Origin of the sequence: Serratia sp. EWG9, from assembly GCF_019913725.1 — a bacterium.
Lineage (GTDB): Bacteria > Pseudomonadota > Gammaproteobacteria > Enterobacterales > Enterobacteriaceae > Serratia > Serratia ureilytica.
In genome coordinates, this window is record NZ_JADNRO010000003.1 from 211,932 (window position 1) to 229,494 (window position 17,563).

The 17,563-nt window shown below is 61.1% G+C and carries 20 protein-coding genes and 1 riboswitch; of the genes, 16 read left to right on the forward strand and 4 right to left on the reverse strand.

The features are described from left to right. Positions 1–3 precede the first annotated feature (3 nt). The 6 genes from mrdB (at position 4) to lipA (ending at position 5,736) form a co-directional block, all read left to right on the forward strand. Positions 4–1,116, forward strand: coding sequence for a peptidoglycan glycosyltransferase MrdB (gene mrdB, locus ITX55_RS09245; RefSeq protein WP_004940006.1), 1,113 nt, complete (start codon positions 4–6; stop codon positions 1,114–1,116). A gap of 10 nt (positions 1,117–1,126) precedes the next feature. Beyond that, positions 1,127–2,212, forward strand: coding sequence for an endolytic peptidoglycan transglycosylase RlpA (gene rlpA / locus ITX55_RS09250; RefSeq protein ID WP_108680276.1), 1,086 nt, complete (start codon positions 1,127–1,129; stop codon positions 2,210–2,212). A 180-nt stretch (positions 2,213–2,392) separates the two neighbouring features. Next, on the forward strand, positions 2,393–3,604 hold the full coding sequence (gene dacA / locus ITX55_RS09255; RefSeq protein ID WP_004940010.1) for a D-alanyl-D-alanine carboxypeptidase DacA: 1,212 nt from the start codon (positions 2,393–2,395) through the stop codon (positions 3,602–3,604). A gap of 104 nt (positions 3,605–3,708) precedes the next feature. Beyond that, positions 3,709–3,975, forward strand: coding sequence for a DUF493 family protein YbeD (gene ybeD, locus ITX55_RS09260; protein ID WP_004940012.1), 267 nt, complete (start codon positions 3,709–3,711; stop codon positions 3,973–3,975). A 134-nt stretch (positions 3,976–4,109) separates the two neighbouring features. Continuing rightward, positions 4,110–4,778 (forward strand): lipoyl(octanoyl) transferase LipB, encoded by a 669-nt coding sequence (gene lipB, locus ITX55_RS09265; protein ID WP_197752526.1) that lies wholly within the window; start codon positions 4,110–4,112, stop codon positions 4,776–4,778. Continuing rightward, positions 4,771–5,736 (forward strand): lipoyl synthase, encoded by a 966-nt coding sequence (lipA, locus tag ITX55_RS09270; RefSeq protein ID WP_004940018.1) that lies wholly within the window; start codon positions 4,771–4,773, stop codon positions 5,734–5,736. The genes lipB and lipA overlap by 8 nt, the downstream gene beginning before the upstream one ends. A 93-nt stretch (positions 5,737–5,829) precedes the next feature. On the opposite strand, the gene tatA is transcribed toward lipA, so the two are convergent. After that, positions 5,830–6,045 (reverse strand): Sec-independent protein translocase subunit TatA, encoded by a 216-nt coding sequence (gene tatA, locus ITX55_RS09275; RefSeq protein ID WP_004940019.1) that lies wholly within the window; start codon positions 6,043–6,045, stop codon positions 5,830–5,832. A 218-nt stretch (positions 6,046–6,263) separates the two neighbouring features. Between tatA and ITX55_RS09280 the strand changes: the two genes are divergently transcribed. Further along, entirely contained in the window at positions 6,264–7,331 is a 1,068-nt protein-coding gene (locus ITX55_RS09280) for a diguanylate cyclase (protein ID WP_108680274.1), read from the forward strand. A 1-nt stretch (position 7,332) separates the two neighbouring features. Here ITX55_RS09280 and ITX55_RS09285 read toward each other — a convergent pair whose 3' ends face one another. Continuing rightward, positions 7,333–7,761 (reverse strand): GNAT family N-acetyltransferase, encoded by a 429-nt coding sequence (locus tag ITX55_RS09285; protein WP_079449585.1) that lies wholly within the window; start codon positions 7,759–7,761, stop codon positions 7,333–7,335. A gap of 83 nt (positions 7,762–7,844) precedes the next feature. Then, positions 7,845–7,907, forward strand: a riboswitch (Fluoride riboswitch). Between the two features lie 79 nt (positions 7,908–7,986). On the opposite strand from ITX55_RS09285, the gene crcB reads away from it, so the two are divergent. From crcB to ITX55_RS09300, 3 genes are all read left to right on the forward strand, one after another. Further along, the gene (gene crcB / locus ITX55_RS09290) at positions 7,987–8,370 is read left to right on the forward strand and encodes a fluoride efflux transporter CrcB (protein ID WP_004940022.1); all 384 of its coding nucleotides are present in this window, start codon (positions 7,987–7,989) and stop codon (positions 8,368–8,370) included. A 288-nt stretch (positions 8,371–8,658) separates the two neighbouring features. Beyond that, positions 8,659–9,255 carry a TetR/AcrR family transcriptional regulator gene (locus ITX55_RS09295; RefSeq protein WP_108680273.1) on the forward strand — a complete coding sequence of 199 codons (597 nt, stop codon included), beginning with the start codon at positions 8,659–8,661 and terminating at the stop codon, positions 9,253–9,255. Between the two features lie 6 nt (positions 9,256–9,261). Continuing rightward, on the forward strand, positions 9,262–10,452 hold the full coding sequence (locus tag ITX55_RS09300) for a multidrug effflux MFS transporter (protein WP_089194379.1): 1,191 nt from the start codon (positions 9,262–9,264) through the stop codon (positions 10,450–10,452). 57 nt (positions 10,453–10,509) lie between these two features. Here the strand turns inward: ITX55_RS09300 and cspE are convergent, their stop codons facing one another. Then, positions 10,510–10,719: a transcription antiterminator/RNA stability regulator CspE gene (gene cspE, locus ITX55_RS09305; protein WP_004940030.1), complete on the reverse strand. Its 210-nt coding sequence runs from the start codon at positions 10,717–10,719 to the stop codon at positions 10,510–10,512. Between the two features lie 345 nt (positions 10,720–11,064). Here cspE and ITX55_RS09310 point away from each other — a divergent pair, with 345 nt between their 5' ends. From ITX55_RS09310 to ITX55_RS09335, 6 genes are all read left to right on the forward strand, one after another. Further along, on the forward strand, positions 11,065–12,228 hold the full coding sequence (locus ITX55_RS09310) for a M20 peptidase aminoacylase family protein (protein ID WP_108680272.1): 1,164 nt from the start codon (positions 11,065–11,067) through the stop codon (positions 12,226–12,228). 188 nt (positions 12,229–12,416) lie between these two features. Then, complete coding sequence (locus tag ITX55_RS09315) at positions 12,417–13,742, forward strand: LLM class flavin-dependent oxidoreductase (RefSeq protein ID WP_042783837.1); 1,326 nt, start codon at positions 12,417–12,419, stop codon at positions 13,740–13,742. A 26-nt stretch (positions 13,743–13,768) separates the two neighbouring features. Beyond that, the gene (locus tag ITX55_RS09320) at positions 13,769–14,689 is read left to right on the forward strand and encodes an ABC transporter substrate-binding protein (RefSeq protein WP_108680271.1); all 921 of its coding nucleotides are present in this window, start codon (positions 13,769–13,771) and stop codon (positions 14,687–14,689) included. Positions 14,690–14,698: 9 nt separating this feature from the next. Further along, on the forward strand, positions 14,699–15,226 hold the full coding sequence (locus ITX55_RS09325) for a GNAT family N-acetyltransferase (RefSeq protein ID WP_096241998.1): 528 nt from the start codon (positions 14,699–14,701) through the stop codon (positions 15,224–15,226). Positions 15,227–15,256: 30 nt separating this feature from the next. Further along, positions 15,257–16,144 (forward strand): amino acid ABC transporter permease, encoded by an 888-nt coding sequence (locus tag ITX55_RS09330; protein WP_004940038.1) that lies wholly within the window; start codon positions 15,257–15,259, stop codon positions 16,142–16,144. Positions 16,145–16,153: 9 nt separating this feature from the next. Next, positions 16,154–16,981: an amino acid ABC transporter ATP-binding protein gene (locus ITX55_RS09335; protein ID WP_015376924.1), complete on the forward strand. Its 828-nt coding sequence runs from the start codon at positions 16,154–16,156 to the stop codon at positions 16,979–16,981. 38 nt (positions 16,982–17,019) lie between these two features. Here ITX55_RS09335 and ITX55_RS09340 read toward each other — a convergent pair whose 3' ends face one another. Beyond that, positions 17,020–17,529 (reverse strand): VOC family protein, encoded by a 510-nt coding sequence (locus tag ITX55_RS09340; protein ID WP_089196711.1) that lies wholly within the window; start codon positions 17,527–17,529, stop codon positions 17,020–17,022. Positions 17,530–17,563: the final 34 nt, after the last annotated feature.

Sequence of the window (17,563 nt, forward strand, 5' to 3'; positions counted from 1 at the left end):
AACATGACTGAAAGCCAACAAAAAGGCTCGATCTGGACCAAAATCCACATCGACCCGACGTTCCTGCTGCTGATCCTGGCCCTGTTGGTCTACAGCGCCTTCGTGATGTGGAGCGCCAGCGGCCAGGATATCGGCATGATGGAGCGCAAGATCGGGCAGATCGTCATGGGGCTGATCGTGATGGCCGTCATGGCGCAGATCCCGCCGCGCGTGTACGAAAGCTGGGCGCCCTATCTGTATATCTTCTGCGTGATTTTACTGATCCTGGTGGACGCCTTCGGCCAGATCAGTAAAGGCGCACAGCGCTGGTTGGATCTCGGCGTAGTGCGCTTCCAGCCGTCGGAAATCGCCAAGATCGCCGTGCCGCTGATGGTGGCGCGCTTTATGAACCGCGACGTCTGCCCGCCTTCGCTGAAAAACACCGCCATCGCGCTGGTGCTGATCTTCCTGCCGACGCTGCTGGTGGCCGCGCAGCCGGATCTGGGCACCTCTATCCTGATCGCCGCTTCCGGCCTGTTCGTACTGTTCCTGTCCGGCATGAGCTGGAAGCTGATCGCCGTCGCCGCCGTCGCGCTGGCGGCCTTCATCCCGGTGCTGTGGTTCTTCCTGATGCACGGCTATCAGCGCGACCGCGTCATGATGCTGCTCGATCCGGAGAGCGACCCGCTCGGCGCCGGTTATCACATCATTCAATCCAAGATCGCCATCGGCTCCGGCGGCCTGTCCGGCAAGGGCTGGCTGCACGGCACCCAGTCACAGCTGGAGTTTCTGCCGGAGCGCCATACCGACTTTATCTTCGCCGTCCTGGCCGAAGAGCTGGGGCTGATCGGGGTGCTGGTGCTTCTGGCGCTTTACCTGCTGGTGATCATCCGCGGGCTGATGATCGCCGCCAAGGCGCAAACCACCTTTGGCCGCGTCATGGTCGGCGGCTTGATGCTGATTTTGTTCGTTTATGTCTTTGTTAACATCGGTATGGTCAGTGGCATTTTGCCGGTAGTTGGCGTACCTTTGCCTCTGGTCAGTTACGGGGGTTCGGCGCTGATAGTGTTGATGGCCGGTTTCGGCATCATCATGTCGATCCACACGCATCGGAAAATGCTGTCTAAAAGTTTATAAGAGGTGAGTAATGCGTAAGGAATGGCTTTGGATCGGCGTCGCGGCGGTGTTGCTCTCCGCCTGTACCGCCCCGACCACGGAACAGCAAGCCCCTCCGCAGCCGTACAACGGCCCGGTGGTGGAAATCGGCGGCGTCGAGCCTCAATATGAACCCTATAACCCTAATAACATGCAGGATTATAAGGTTAATGGCGATACTTACCGCATCGTAAAAGATCCGCAGAACTTCTCGCAGACCGGCCTGGCGGCCTGGTATGGCGAAGAGGCCAACGGCAACACCACGGCGCTGGGCGAGCAGTTTGACCCCAACGGCCTGACGGCGGCGCATCCGACCCTGCCAATCCCAAGCTATGTGCGCGTCACTAACCTGGCCAACGGCCGTCAGCTGGTGGTGCGCGTCAACGATCGCGGGCCATACACCAAGGGCCGCATCATCGATCTGTCGAAAGCCGCCGCCGACCGCCTCAACCTGTCCAACAACACCAAGGTCAAGGTAGATTTCATCAACGTGGCGCCGGACGGCACGCTGAGCGGCCCCGGCACCATCGGCACCATCGTGGCGAAACAGAGCTACGCCCTGCCGGCGCGCCCGGATCTCGGCTCCAGCAGCATGGGCACCCCTATTCAACAGGAGGCGCCGATCGCCAGCGGCGCGGCGGTGCGCCCGATCGATAACAGCACTCTGCGCACCGACGACAACAGCGCCCCTGCAGCCGGCGGCAATGCCGCCAACGGCCGCAGCGGTTTCCTCGGCGCGCCGAGCGCGGTGCCGGCCGGGGTGCTGGAAGGTTCCGAACCTGAAGCCGCCGCGGTGGCCGCACCGGTTGCGGCCGGCGCGGCGGCTGTCGGCACGGCTGCTGCCGCCTCTTCCGGCGGCTACGTGGTGCAGGTCGGCGCGCTGAGCAGCGCCGAACGCGCCCAGAGCTGGCAACAGAGCCTGAGCCAACAGTTTGGCGTGCCGGGCAAAGTGGCGGCCAACGGCAACGTTTACCGCGTCCAGCTTGGCCCGTTCAGCAGCCGTCAACAGGCGGCCCAGCTGCAGCAACGCCTGGCGAGCGAAGCGCAACAACAGTCTTTCGTTACTGCTGCACCCTGAGCGTTAAGCCCGGCGGGCATTCACGGCCGATAAGCGGTTATTTAGCTGAAACATTTTCTTGCAGCTAAAAGGGCACTAACCGCAATTAGTCAGATGAATGGGTAATGCCTGCCGGGATCGCATCTGCTATAGTGTGGCTCGTTTTTTAACTTTACTTTCACGGATGTTGTAGTCCCGATCATGAAACAAGTAACTTCTTTTCGCTTAATCAAAAGCATCGCCCTCGGCACCGTTATCGCAATGAGCGCAGCCTCCGTTGCGCACGCCGATGACGTTAACATCAAAACCATGATCCCAGGTGTCCCGCAGATCGATGCGGAAGCGTACATCCTGATTGATTACAACTCCGGCAAGGTGCTGGCCGAGATGAACGCCGATGCGCGTCGCGATCCGGCCAGCCTGACCAAAATGATGACCAGCTACGTCATCGGCCAGGCGCTGAAAGCGGGAAAAATCGGCCAGGACGATCTGGTGACCGTCGGCCAGGACGCCTGGGCGACCGGCAACCCGGTGTTCAAAGGCTCCTCGCTGATGTTCCTGAAGCCGGGCGATCGCGTGCCGGTCTCTAAACTGACCCGCGGCATCAACCTGCAGTCCGGTAACGACGCCTGCGTGGCGATGGCCGACTACGTCGCCGGCAGCCAGGATGCGTTCGTCAACCTGATGAACACCTACGTCAGCAAGCTGGGCCTGCAGAATACCCACTTCCAGACGGTGCACGGCCTGGATGCGCAGGGCCAATACAGCTCGGCGCGCGACATGGCGCTGATCGGCCAGGCGCTGATCCGCGACGTGCCGGAAGAATACGCGATCTACAAAGAAAAAGAGTTCACCTTCAACAATATCCGCCAGATGAACCGCAACGGTCTGCTGTGGGATAACAGCCTGAACGTCGACGGCATCAAAACCGGCCATACCGACGCGGCGGGCTACAACCTGGTGGCTTCGGCGACCGAAGGCCAAATGCGCCTGATCTCCGCCGTGATGGGCGGCCGCACCTACAAAGGCCGTGAAGCCGAAAGCAAGAAACTGCTGACCTGGGGCTTCCGCTTCTTCGAAACCGTGGCGCCGCTGAAAGTCGGTAAAGAGTTCGCCTCCGAGCCGGTCTGGTTCGGCGATGCCGACCGCGTTGAGCTGGGCGTGGACAAAGACGTCTACCTGACCATTCCGCGCGGCCGCATGAAAGACCTGAAGGCCAGCTACGTGCTGAACACGCCGGAAATTCACGCGCCGCTGGCGAAAAATCAGGTGGTGGGCAGCATCAACTTCCAGCTGGACGGCAAAACCATCGACCAGCGTCCGCTGGTGGTGATGAACGAAGTGAAAGAAGGCGGCTTCTTCAGCCGCATCGTGGACTACATCAAACTGATGTTCCACCACTGGTTCGGTTAACGGTTGAAACGGGCGAAATCGTCCCCATATAGTGAATAACACTAACTCCCGCCCCGGCGGGAGTTATACTTTATAGATTAGCTAGCACTCTGGAGCGCACGCACATGCAAAAAACTAAACTGAACGAACTGCTCGAATTCCCTTGCTCGTTTACCTACAAGGTAATGGGCCTGGCGCAGCCTGAGCTGGTTGACCAGGTGGTTGAAGTGGTGCAGCGCCATGCGCCGGGCGATTACAACCCGCAGGTCAAGCCAAGCAGCAAAGGCAACTACCACTCCGTCTCCATCACCATCAATGCCACTCACATCGAGCAGGTCGAAACCCTGTACGAAGAGTTGGGCAACATTGAAATTGTTCGCATGGTGCTGTAATTCCAGCATAAACCCCTGCTTATCAACCCGGGATGGCGCAGCGTCTTCCCGGGTTGCGCATTTTTGGTCAGCGAAAGGCTGGTCGCAGGCCGGAGCGCCCGGTATAATGGCTTTACCACTTCTGTAACCTGACGATGACTCTTTTGCAACCAGACAAGATCATTTTGCGTCAGCTGGGGTTGCAGCCCTACGCGCCTGTATCCCAAGCCATGCATAACTTCACCGACAGTCGTACCGAGACCACGCCGGACGAGCTGTGGCTGGTGCAGCATCACCCGGTGTTCACCCAGGGTCAGGCCGGCAAAGCCGAACACGTGCTGATGCCCGGCGACATCCCGGTTGTCCAGAGCGATCGCGGCGGCCAGGTGACCTACCACGGGCCGGGTCAGCAGGTGATGTACGTGATGGTCGATCTGAAACGCAACAAGGTCGGCGTACGTCAATTGGTCACGGCGATAGAAGATACGGTTATCAACACCCTCGCCCACTTCCGCCTCACATCGCGCGCCCGTCCGGATGCGCCCGGCGTGTACGTGGGGGAGCAGAAAATCTGTTCGTTGGGTTTGCGGATCCGCAAAGGCAGCTCATTCCACGGCCTGGCCCTGAATGTGGCGATGGATCTCAGCCCCTTCCAACGCATCAACCCTTGCGGTTACGCCGGTATGCAGATGACGCAGGTCAGCGCGCTGGCGCCCGGCGTTGGCCTTGAAGACATACACCCAATCCTGGTACAGGAATTTGTTCATTTACTCGGCTACCAGACGGTCGAGCTTCGTAACTGGAACCTGCACGATTATGAGTAAACCAATTCAGATGGAACGCGGCGTCAAATACCGCGATGCTGACAAAATGGCGCTGATCCCGGTCAAAACGGTGGTCACCGAACGGCAGGAGCTGTTGCGTAAACCCGAGTGGATGAAGATCAAACTGCCTGCCGACTCAACGCGCATTCAGGGCATCAAAGCCGCGATGCGCAAGAACGGCCTGCACTCCGTCTGTGAGGAAGCCTCGTGCCCTAACCTGTCCGAGTGTTTCAACCACGGTACCGCCACCTTTATGATCCTCGGCGCCATCTGCACCCGCCGCTGCCCGTTCTGCGACGTGGCCCACGGCCGCCCGATCGCGCCGGACGCCAACGAGCCGGAAAAGCTGGCGCAAACCATCGCCGACATGGCGCTGCGTTACGTGGTGATCACCTCGGTTGACCGTGACGATCTGCGCGACGGCGGCGCTCAGCACTTTGCCGACTGCATCTCCGCCATCCGCGCCAAAAGCCCGAACATCAAAATTGAAACGCTGGTGCCGGACTTCCGCGGCCGTATGGACCGCGCGCTGGAGATCCTCACCGCCACGCCGCCGGACGTATTCAACCACAACCTGGAAAACGTGCCGCGCGTCTACCGCCAGGTGCGTCCGGGCGCCAACTACGAATGGTCGCTGAAGCTGCTGGAGCGCTTTAAAGAAGCGCACCCGGATATCCCGACCAAATCCGGCCTGATGGTCGGCCTGGGCGAAACCAACGCGGAAATCATTGAAGTAATGCGCGATCTGCGTCGCCACGGCGTGACCATGCTGACGCTGGGTCAGTACCTGCAGCCGAGCCGTCACCACCTGCCGGTGCAGCGCTACGTCAGCCCTGCCGAGTTTGACGAGATGAAAGAAGAAGCGATGGCGATGGGCTTCACCCACGCCGCCTGCGGCCCGTTCGTGCGTTCGTCTTACCACGCCGATCTGCAGGCCAAAGGGATGGAAGTGAAATAACGCGTAATAGTTTGTTACGCTATAGACGGCGGAAACGCCAAAAAACGGATGTCCGCAAGGCATCCGTTTTTTATTGCGCGCAGTCAGACGGGGTTAAACGTCTTTCTTTTCGACGCTCTGCTGAGCGGACTGGCTTTCGGCGGCGTTGTTGCCGGCGGCCGGCGGCGTGCTGTCATCGCCCACGGCTTTTTTAAAGCCTTTCAGCGCCGCGCCAAGATCGGCGCCGAGCGTACGCAGTTTGCTGGTGCCGAACAGTAAAATCACCAACACCGCAATCACCAGAAGTTTGGTAATGCTGATACCTTCCATACTCACCTTCTTATCATAGAGCGCTGCGTGAACAGCGAGAAAAACTGACCTTGCCTGCGAATATTTAGCGACTTTCCTTCGGCTCGCACAACCGCAACATGTAACAGAGTGAGATCGGTCGCAGTAATGCCACAGGGCCTCTGGACGTGAATCCCAGACTATTCTTAGTTTATCACCCGCATGATACGCTGCCATGATACTCATCAGGGAGATGCCGGATGTATATTGCCCCACCCATTTTCGATGCCCGAAAATCCGGCCTCAGCTTCGCCAAACGCACCTACCTGCCCCGCGCCGTCGGTCTGGGGCTCGGCTTTATCTGCGTCTGCGCCGCGCTCTATCCCCTGGCTCCGCCCGTGGCGGTCTGGCTATTGCTGGCCTTTCACGGCTTTCTCTGGCCGCATCTCGCGTACCGCCTGGCCTGCCGCGCCCAAGATCCGTTCAAAGCCGAAATTCGCAACCTGCTGATCGACTCCGCTTTCGGCGGCTTCTGGGCGGCGATGATGGCGTTCAACGCGCTGCCCGCCATCGTCATCCTGTCGATGATGAGCATGAATAACATCGCTTCAGCCGGCAAAGCGCTGTTTGTAAAAGGATTGGCCATGCAACTGGCCACGGCGGCGTTCACCGCCGCGCTGCTCGGCTTCCCGTTTCACCCGTACAGCACGCCGTTGCAGGTCTATCTGTGCCTGCCGATGATCTACCTTTACCCGACGCTGCTCGGGCTGGTGACTTACCGCACCGCCAAGCGGCTGGCGGAAAAGAAACAGGAGCTGCAGCGCATCAGCACCCGCGATGGGCTGACCGGCTTATACAACCGTCGCCACTGGGAGCATCTGCTGCATCGCCAGTTCGACAGCTGCCGTCGCTACCAGGATAACGCCACGCTGATCCTGATGGATATCGACCGCTTCAAAACCATCAACGACACCTTCGGCCATGCTTTGGGGGATGAGGCCCTGGCGGCGCTGGCGGAAGAGCTGCTGATCGGCTTGCGTAACGTGGATATCGTCGGGCGCTACGGCGGCGACGAGTTTGGCGCGGTGCTGCCGAACACCAACGCCGAGCAGGCGGAAATCGTCCTGCGACGCATCCAGCAGCGGCTGGATGCGGTCAGCTTCAAGGAGGCGCCGCAGCTGCGGCTGCAGATCAGCGCCGGCATCGCCAACTACCACCCCGCGCTGGGCGGCTATCTTGACTGGCTGAAAGCGGCCGACGGCGCGCTCTATCGGGCGAAGCAGAATGGCCGCAACCGGCTGGAAACGGCGGCGCCGCCAGGGGAGTAACTTACTGACTTAATAACTTGGCAAAATACTTCGGCGCTTCGACAAAGCCTTCGCGCCGGTAAAAAGCATGCGCCCGCTCGCGGCGGCTGTGGCAATGGACTTCCAGCCGATCGCAGCCGCGACGGTGCGCCAGCGCCTCGCCTGCCGCCAGCAGCCGCCGCCCTACGCCCGCGCCGCGCGCCCGATCGTCGACGCAAAAATAGCTGATGCGGCCAATGTCGCCGGCCAACGCCAGCTGCGGCAGGAAATGCAGCGACAACACGCCCAACACCTGCTCCCCGTCCGCCGCCACCAGCAGCGCCTCATCCGGATGCGCCAACAATTGCTGCATTCGCTGCGTCAGAAACGCCTCGGTGCCGGGATAATCCAGCGCCGTCATTAATTCAGCGATAGCGTGCCGGTCGCTCAGACGCGCCGTTCTGATTTCCATCCGTTTTACCTCGCAGGGGGTCGATACTACAAAATAGGCGGCATTAGGTGTAACATCCACCGGGTGCGGCGAAAAAGGCCGTGCGGCACGCTGGAGATGACATTCCTCCCTAACCGCCTTCACAGGCTGATGATGTCTACGTAACCTCTCGGAGAGAGGCGCGTAGCGTTACGCCTGTCCCTTTCCGAGCCTCGTGAATTTCTCTGATTGAAAGGGAGTTGCCCCATGTTGAGTTCTTTACTGGCCGTCTTTATCGGCGGCGGCGTCGGCAGCGTTTTGCGCTGGGCGGTAAGTATGAAAATGAATCCGCTGAACGCCCACATTCCGCTCGGTACGCTGATGGTCAATCTGATCGGCGGTTTTATCATCGGCCTGGCGATGGCGATTTTCACCCGCATGACGCATCTGGATCCCACCTGGAAACTGCTGATCACCACCGGATTCTGCGGCGGCCTGACCACCTTCTCCACCTTTTCGCTGGAGGTGGTATACCTGATGCAGGATGGCCGCTTCGGCTGGGCGCTGGCCAACATGCTGCTCAACCTGGCCGGCTCGCTGGCGATGACGCTGCTGGCCTTTATGCTGGTGATGTGGGTCAACGGGCGCTAAGCCCTTAATGTTTCCTTAATCTTGCATGCGCATAATCTCATCCAGTACCCCTGACTGGATGAGAAATCGCTATGTTTAGCCTGCCGAAAACCGCCGCCGAAGCGATCGCCGTTGCGCTGTGCGTGCTGATCGTCGCCGCCTTTATCAAATCCTACCTGTTCGCTTAAACGCCTTTTATCGCAGCACGCGTTCATCTTGCGTCTTTCCGGTCGGTTACACTACAATTGAGAATGAACGTTCACACCCAAAAATGTGAACCCGGCTCACGCGTAGCAAAGGATCGGGCAGATGCTCCCCCCCAACGACAGTAAACAGGCCAAAGTGCAGGCGCGCCGCGATCAGATCGTCGAAGCGGCGAAAACCAGCTTTCGCCGCCACGGCTTCCACGCCGCCAGCATGGCGGAGATCGCCCAAGGCTCGCAGCTTAGCGTCGGGCAAATCTATCGCTATTTCGCCAATAAAGACGCGATCATCGAAGAGATCGTCAACCGCATCATCACCAACAAGATGCAGCGCCTGGAAAACCTTGGCGATCACATCAACCTGATCGCCGGCACGCTGGCGGCACGCACGCTGTTTCAGCAACCGGGCGAGAGCGAAACCGATCACATGCTGATGCTGGAAGTGACCGCCGAGGCCACGCGCAACCCGGTGGTGGCCAAACTGCTCAGCGATGCGGAAGCGCGGCTGTTTCGCCACGTGTGCCACAACCTGCAGCGGCTGTATCCCGATTTCAGCGCGGAAGAGATCGCCGCCCGGGTGGAGTTTATCGCCGTCATGAGCGAAGGCACCGGTTACCGTATCCTTACCACGCAAAAAGCCGATGCGTCCCTGCTGCGCGATCTGTATCAGCAGGCCATTTCTCACCTGTTCAGGAAATCTTAATCTCCCATGACCAAACACTTAGCCAGACAACGTCTGGTGTACGCCGTCGTGCTTGGCCTGTTGGCCGCGCTGGGGCCGCTGTGCACCGATCTCTATCTGCCCGCCCTGCCGGAAATGGCGGGCGAGCTGAATACCTCCACCGCCGCCGCGCAGCTCAGCCTGACCGCCGGGCTGCTCGGCCTGGGCGTCGGCCAGCTGATTTTTGGCCCTTACAGCGACAAACTGGGCCGTATGCGCCCGCTGCTGCTGTCGCTGATCCTGCTGCTGGGCGCTTCGCTGTGGTGCGCGCTGGCGCCCACCATCGACCAATTGCTGATCGCCCGCCTGCTCCAGGGCATCGCCGGCGCCGGCGGCGCGGTGATTTCCCGCGCCATTGCCCGCGATCTGTACGCCGGCCATGAGCTGACCCGCTTCTTCGCCCTGCTGATGCTGGTTAACGGCCTGGCGCCGATCGTCGCGCCGGTGCTGGGCGGCGTCATGCTGCAGGTGATGAACTGGCGCGGCATCTTCGGCGTGCTGGCGGCCATCGCCGTGCTGCTGTTCAGCCTGTCGGCGCTGAAGCTGCGCGAATCCCTGCCGGTCGAGCGCCGCAGCCAGGGCGGCATTCTGGCGATGCTGATGTCGCTCGGCGGGTTGCTGACCCAGCGCTATTTCATGGGCCTGTGCCTGACGCAGGGCTTCGTCATGGCCGGCATGTTCGCCTATATCGGCGCTTCGCCTTTCGTCTTGCAACAGATCTACGGCCTCAGCCCGCAGATGTTCAGCCTGTGCTTCGCCATTAACGGCGTCGGGCTGATCATTGCGGCGCAGCTGGCCAGCCGTCTCAGTTCACGTTGGGGGGAACGCCGGGTATTGAGGGGCGGGTTAACGCTGGCGGCCGTCGCATCGCTGTTGCTGCTGTTGGCCGCCGCGCTGCATGCGCCGCTGGTCGTGTTGCTGGTGCCGCTGTTCTTCTCGGTGGCGGTGATCGGCATCGTCGGCCCGACCGCCTCGTCGCTGGCGATGCAAAGCCAGGGGGACAAAGCCGGCAGCGCGTCGGCCTTGATCGGCGTGTGCATGTTCGCGCTCGGCGCCTGCGCCGTGCCGCTCACCGGGCTGGGCGGCACCTCGGCCCTGTCGATGGCGCTGACCATCGTCGGCTGTTACGCCATCGCCATCCTGCTGTTCAGCCTGTTGGCCCGCCGCAGCGACGCATAACGCGCCCAATAAAAAACCCGCTCAATGAGCGGGTTTTAAGAAATTCAGCTACGCAGCTTAGATAGCAGTAACGTTAGCGGCAGATGGGCCTTTGGCACCGTTCGTGATTTCAAATTCTACACGCTGGCCTTCAGCAAGCGTTTTGAAACCGTTGCTAACGATGGCAGAGAAGTGAACGAAAACGTCCTTGCTACCATCTTCCGGAGTAATGAAACCGAAGCCCTTGGATTCATTAAACCACTTAACGCTACCTTTAATCTTAGACATCAAACTTACCTTTAACGTGAATGAAAGACACAAAACCTGTGTCGATTACAGTACAGCAAGCAGGCAGGATTTTGTCCACCACCGCGATCACAGAAATCCGATAAAGAGTGAAAAAATCCGTGTTGTCCGGTGTAAATGAATGACACCGGTTGCAGTAAGTTACCGTTCCAGGTCAATCCTCTCCCTGCGCCGGCGAACAACGCGCGAACGCCTAAACCTGCCCCTTCCCCCCATCGTTGACGCGCCGTGCAGACACAATCGCTATGAAATATAACCAGATGGTCTTTTTGCTTCGGCGGCCCCTGCACTAGGGTTAGGGTTTATTTCCCACTGTGAGCCAAGCCTATGACCAGCCAGTTGGCAGACAAGATCATCGCCTATCGGCGTGAACTGCACCAAAACCCGGAGCTTTCCAATCACGAATTCGCCACCACCGCCCGCCTGACCCGCTGGCTGCAAGAGGCGGGCATTCGCCTTCTGCCGTTGGCGCTGAAAACCGGCGTCGTGGCGGAGATCGGCAGCGGCCAGGGGCCGATCATCGCGCTGCGCGGCGACATCGACGCCCTGCCGATCGACGAAATCGCCGACGTGCCCTTCAGTTCGCAAAACAGCGGCGTGATGCACGCCTGCGGGCACGACTTTCACACCTCGGTGATGCTCGGCGCCGCACACCTGCTCAAAGCGCGTGAAGCCGAACTGGCGGGTACGGTGCGCATCTTCTTCCAGCCGGCGGAAGAGACCTTCAACGGCGCCCGGCACCTGATCGACGCCGGCGCGCTGGATAACGTCGCGGCGATATTTGGCCTGCACAATGCGCCGGAGCTGCCCACCGGCACCTTCGCCACCCGCGCCGGGCCGTTCTACGCCAACGTCGATCGCTTCCAGATCCGCATCACCGGCAAAGGCGCCCACGCCGCCAAACCGGAACAGGGTGTCGATACCATCGTCACCGCCAGCCAGATCGTCGGCGCGCTGCAAACGCTGCCCAGCCGCAGCTTCAGCTCGCTGGAATCGCTGGTGGTGAGCGTGACGCGCATCGAAGGCGGCAATACCTGGAACGTGCTGCCGCAAACCGTCGAGCTGGAAGGCACGGTGCGCACCCACAGCGATGCGGTGCGCCGCCAGGTGCCGGATAAAATTCGCCAGGTGATCGACGGCGTTGCCGCCGCGCTCGGCGCGCAGGCCGAATTCCACTGGCAGCCGGGGCCGCCGGCGGTGATCAACGACGCCCATTGGGCGGCGTTCAGCAAAACCGTCGCCGCCGAGGCCGGCTACCGGGTCGAAGAGGCGGAGCTGCAGATGGGCGGCGAGGATTTCGCGCTGTATCTGCATCACGTGCCGGGCGCGTTCGTCAGCATCGGCTCCGCCAGCGAATTCGGCCTGCACCATCCGCGTTTCAATCCCGATGAGCGCGCCCTCTTTCCTGCCGCCCACTATTTTTCGCTGCTGGCGGAGCGCACGCTGCAGCAATTAACCCCCGCAGCGAAAAAAGCCCTCAGCAACGCCTGAATAACGTGAAATAGTATTTCCCCGACGCCGCTGATGCCGCGCCGGGGATTATTATTTTCGCTCGCCGTGATATTTGCAGTTTTCAACATTTGAATATGCTGTTTTGTTGTTTTACATCCCGACAGCGCTCATCAATAGTGGACGCATCAGACACCGCGCGCCTTTCGGCGCATGACAGGATAATCACGATGAGCGACAACGCGAATAATCAACGGCAATTACGGCTGGGCGCCATTCTGCACGGCGCCTCGGGAAATATGTCCGCCTGGCGCCACCCGGACGCCACCGCCGACGCCAGCATCAACCTCGAATTTAATATCGCCTCGGCGAAAAAAGCCGAACAAGGGAAATTCGATTTCGTCTTCGTCGCCGATGGCTTATATATCAACGAAAAGTCCATTCCGCATTTTCTTAACCGTTTCGAGCCGTTGACCTTATTGGCCGCGCTGTCCGCCGCCACCGACAAAATTGGCCTGGTGGGCACGCTCTCCACGTCCTACAGCGATCCGTTCACCGTCGCCCGCCAGTTCGCCAGCCTCGATCACCTGAGCAACGGCCGCGCGGGCTGGAACGTGGTGACGTCGCCGCTGGAAGGTTCGGCCAAAAACTTCTCGCGCGCCGAGCACCCGGAGCACAGCCTGCGTTACCGCATCGCCGGCGAGTTTCTCGACGTCGCCAAAGGACTGTGGGACTCCTGGGAAGACGATGCCTTCGTGCGCAATAAGGCCAGCGGCGAATTTTTCCGCGCCGGGAAACTGCACACCCTCAATCATCAGGGGGAGTTCTTCTCGGTGCAGGGGCCGTTGAACATCGGCCGCACGCCGCAGGGCCGCCCGATCCTGTTCCAGGCCGGCGCCTCCGAAGACGGCAAACGGCTGGCGGCCAAGCACGCCGATGCGATCTTCACCCATCACGACACGCTGGAGCAGGCGCAGGATTTCTACCAGGACGTGAAGCGGCAGCTGGTGGAACAGGGGCGCGAACCGGACGACCTGCGCATCTTCCAGGGCGTCAGCGTGATCGTCGGCGACGACGATGCGGACGTCGAGCGCCAGTACCAAGAGACGGCCCGTCTGGTCAGCATCGAGAACGCCCTCAACTACCTTGGCCGCTACTTCGAACATTACGACTTTTCACGCCATCCGTTGGACGCGCCCTTCCCGGACATCGGCGATCTGGGGCAAAACAGCTTCCGCAGCACCACCGACGCCATCAAGCGCAACGCCCGCGAGCGTAACCTCACGCTGCGCCAGGTGGCGCTGGAGGCCGCCTCGCCGCGCCCGGTGTTCAGCGGCACGCCGGAAGCGGTGGCGGACGGCCTGCAACGCTGGTTCGACGGCGAAGCCGCCGACGGCTTCATCATCAGCGGCGGTACGCCCAACGCCTTCGGGCACTTCGTCGATCGGGTGGTGCCCGTCCTGCAACGGCGCGGCCTGTTCCGCCAGGCGTACCACGGCGATACGCTGCGCGAGCACCTGGGCCTGAAGCGTCCGTTGAACAGATTCACCCAATAATAAGATCGTTTTCAGGGATACCCGCTATGCAGAAAACCGTTACCGCCGCTCTCGTGGCGGCCTTGCTGAGCCTGACCGGCGCCGCGCAGGCGGGCACCGGCATCGATTTGCAGGCCAATGAAACCCCTATCCATGCGCCGAAAAACCCGCAGGCGATCGCCAAGCTGCCGGCCGATTTCCGCTTCGTGAAGCCGGGCCGGTTCACCGTCGCGATCGCCGCGCTCAACACGCCGCCGCTGGCGCTGTTCGCCGCCGACAACCGGCGGCTTATCGGCAGCGAAGTGGATATCGCGCAGTTGGTGGCCGACAGCCTGGGCCTGGAACTGCACGTGGTGCAAACCTCGTGGGAAGACTGGCCGCTGGGGGTGGTTTCCGGCAAGTATGACGCGGCCATCACCAACGTCACCGTCACCAAAGAGCGCAAAACCCGCTTCGACTTCGCCACCTATCGCATTGACTCGCTCGGCTTTTATGTCAAAACCGGCGGCAAGATCGCGACGATCAAACAGCCTGCCGATATCGCCGGATTAAAGATCATCGTCGGCTCTGGCACCAACCAGGAAGCCATCTTGCTGGCATGGGACAAGCAGAATCGGCAGCAGGGGCTCAAACCCTTCCAGCCGATCTACGTGACCGACGATGCGGCCGCCACGCTGGCGATCCAGTCCGGCCGGGCCGACGCCTATTTCGGGCCCAACGTGCTGGGCGCCTATAAAGCGGCGCTGAATGGCCGTACCCGGCTGGCGGGCACGGTGGAAGGCGGTTGGCCCAAGGCGGCGCACATCGCCGTCACCACCCGTAAAGGCAACGGGTTGGTGCAGGCGGTGAATGAAGCGCTGAACGGCGCGATCCGCGGCGGACAGTACGATCAGGTGCTCAACCGCTGGGGCGAGAGCGTCGAACGCCTTGCGCAGTCGGAAATCAACCCGCCCGGTCTGGGCGATTAGGAGCGCGCGATGACGCAAGACACTTTCATTCAGACGCTGCCGACCGATCCGCTGGTCGCCCCGGTGATCGAGGGGCTGTTCGGCGAATATCGTCAGCGCTACGGCGACTATTTTGGTGACCAGGAACCGGAACCGCTGGACCTGTACGCGCCGCCTCAGGGCGCCTTCATCGTGCTGCTGCGCGCCGGTGCGCCGATCGCCATGGGCGCCTTCAAGCGCTATGACGGGCAAACCGCCGAGCTGAAGCGTATCTGGACGCGGGGCGATCTGCGCCGCCAGGGCCTGGCGCAACGGGTGTTGCAGCAATTGGAAACGCTGGCGCTGGCGCAGGGTTATCGCCGGCTCTATCTGACCACCGGCTTTCGCCAGCCCGAAGCGGTGGGCCTGTACCTGAGCAACGGTTATCAGCCGCAGTTCGATCCCACCGTCGACAGCGAGGTTTACAGCCGCCCGCCCTACGATGGCCGCCTGCCGTTCCGCAAAAGCCTGATTGCAGAAGACGCCTGTTGTTGCGCGTCGGAAAGGAAAATCGCCTAAGGCCCCTTTATCTGTATCAGGAGACATGACATGTCCAAACAAGAAGTCTTGAAAGTGGTGCCCGCCCGCTATCCGCTGCGGCTGATCGGCGCGCTGTTTTCGCTGTTTATTCTGGCCGCCATCGTGCAATCGGTGGCGGGCAACGCGCGCTGGGAATGGGGCGTGTTCGCCGAGTGGTTCTTCGCCCCGGCGGTGCTGGCGGGGCTGGGACAGACCCTACTGCTGACGCTGCTCGGCACGCTGTTCAGCATCCTGTTCGGCACCCTGCTGGCGCTGGCGCGGCTGTCGCGCTCTTACCTGCTGGCGTCGCTGGCCTGGGGGTATATCTGGCTGTTTCGCTCGCTGCCGCTGATCCTGGTGCTGATCATCCTGTATAACTTTTCCTATCTGTACGATGCCATCTCGCTGGGCATTCCCTTTACCTCGGTGGTGTTCGCCAGCTACCCGACCATCGATATCCTCGGCCAGTTCGCCGTGGCGGTGCTGGGCCTGACGCTGGTGCAGTCCGCCTATACCGCCGAGATCATCCGCGGCGGCATCCTGGGCGTGGATTACGGCCAGCACGAAGCAGCGGCGGCGCTGGGCCTGCCGGGCTATCGCCGCACCTTCCGCATCATTCTGCCGCAGGCGCTGCGATCCATTATTCCGACCGGATTCAACGAGATCATCAGTCTGGCGAAAGGCACCTCAATCGTTTATGTGCTGGCGCTGCCGGAGCTGTTTTACACCATCCAGGTGATCTATAACCGCACCCAGCAGGTGATACCGCTGCTGATGGTGGCCACCGTCTGGTATCTGTTCATCACCACCGCCCTGTCGGTGATCCAATACTACATCGAACGCTATTTCGCCCGGGGCGCGGTGCGCGAACTGCCGCCGACGCCCTGGCAGAAACTGGCCGGCTGGCTAAAACGTTAGGAGACCCGCATGTCTGAAGCCATTGATTATTACGCCTTGCCCGAACAGCCGGCACGCAACCTCACCCCGGTGCCGGCGCGCGGTCTGATCGAAATCAGCAACGTCAGCAAATTCTTCGGCAAACACAAGGCGTTGGACGACGTCAGCCTGACGCTGCAGCCGGGCACCGTGACCGTGATCCTCGGGCCTTCCGGCTCCGGAAAATCGACGCTGCTGCGGGCGATCAACCATCTGGAGCGCGTCGACGAGGGCTTTATCCGCATTGACGGCGACTACGTCGGCTACCGCCGCAAGGGCAACCGGCTGTACGAGCTGAAGGAAAAGGCCATTCTCCGGCAGCGCATCAACGTCGGCTACGTGTTCCAAAACTTCAACCTGTTCCCGCATCTGACGGTGCTGGAAAACATCATCGAAGCGCCGGTGGTGCACAAGATCCACTCCCGCGAACGGGCGAAAGCGGTAGCCTATGAGCTGCTGGATACGGTCGGGCTGCGCCACAAGGCGGACGCCTACCCGCGCCACCTCTCCGGCGGCCAACAGCAGCGCATCGCCATCGCGCGCGCGCTGGCGCTGAACCCGAAGGTGATCCTGTTCGATGAGCCGACCTCCGCGCTCGATCCCGAGCTGGTCGGCGAAGTGCTGGACGTGATTAAAGGGTTGGCGGATCTGGGCGTCACGCTGGTAGTGGTGACGCATGAAATCGGCTTTGCGCGCGAAGCGGCGGATCGGGTGGTGTTTATGGTCGACGGGCAGATCGTCGAGCAGGGCGATGCCAGACAGGTGCTGGCTCAGCCGCAGCACCCGCGCACCGTCAACTTCCTCAACAAAGTGCTGTGAGCGTCGCGGGGCGCCGATGCGCCCCGCGCAGGAGCAGGTTAGAGGCCGGCGAAACGCCGCTTTTCGGCGGCGAAATCCAGCGGGCGGATCCCCTGCTGGTTTTTGTCCTCTTCGGTCAGCAACGCCGGGGGAATAAACCAGGTCACCTCGAACAGCAGCCCGTCCGGATCGTGACCATAAATGCTTTTGTGCACGCCGTGATCCTCTTCCAACCCGAGAATGCCGCGTTCGACCAGCTGATGGCGAATGCGCTCCAGCTCTTCCAGGCTGTCCACTTCCCAGGCCAGATGGTACAGCCCGGCCGGCGGCTCATGCTCCGCCGACGGCTCGCCGTTGGCGCGAAACACCCCGGCGCGCTGCTGGCCCAGGTTCTTGCTGAACAACGCCAAATCGTGATCGTTGTCCGAGTCGGCGGCCTGGGTAAATACCGCCCGATCGGGGCTGTCGGACGGCTTCAGCTTGAAGCCCAATACCTGATGATAAAAGTCGGCGCTCTGCCGCACGTCACTGACGTACAGCACGGCGTGATTGAGACGTTTGATGCCCATCGCTATTCCTTTTTGCGCATTGAATAAAGTCAGC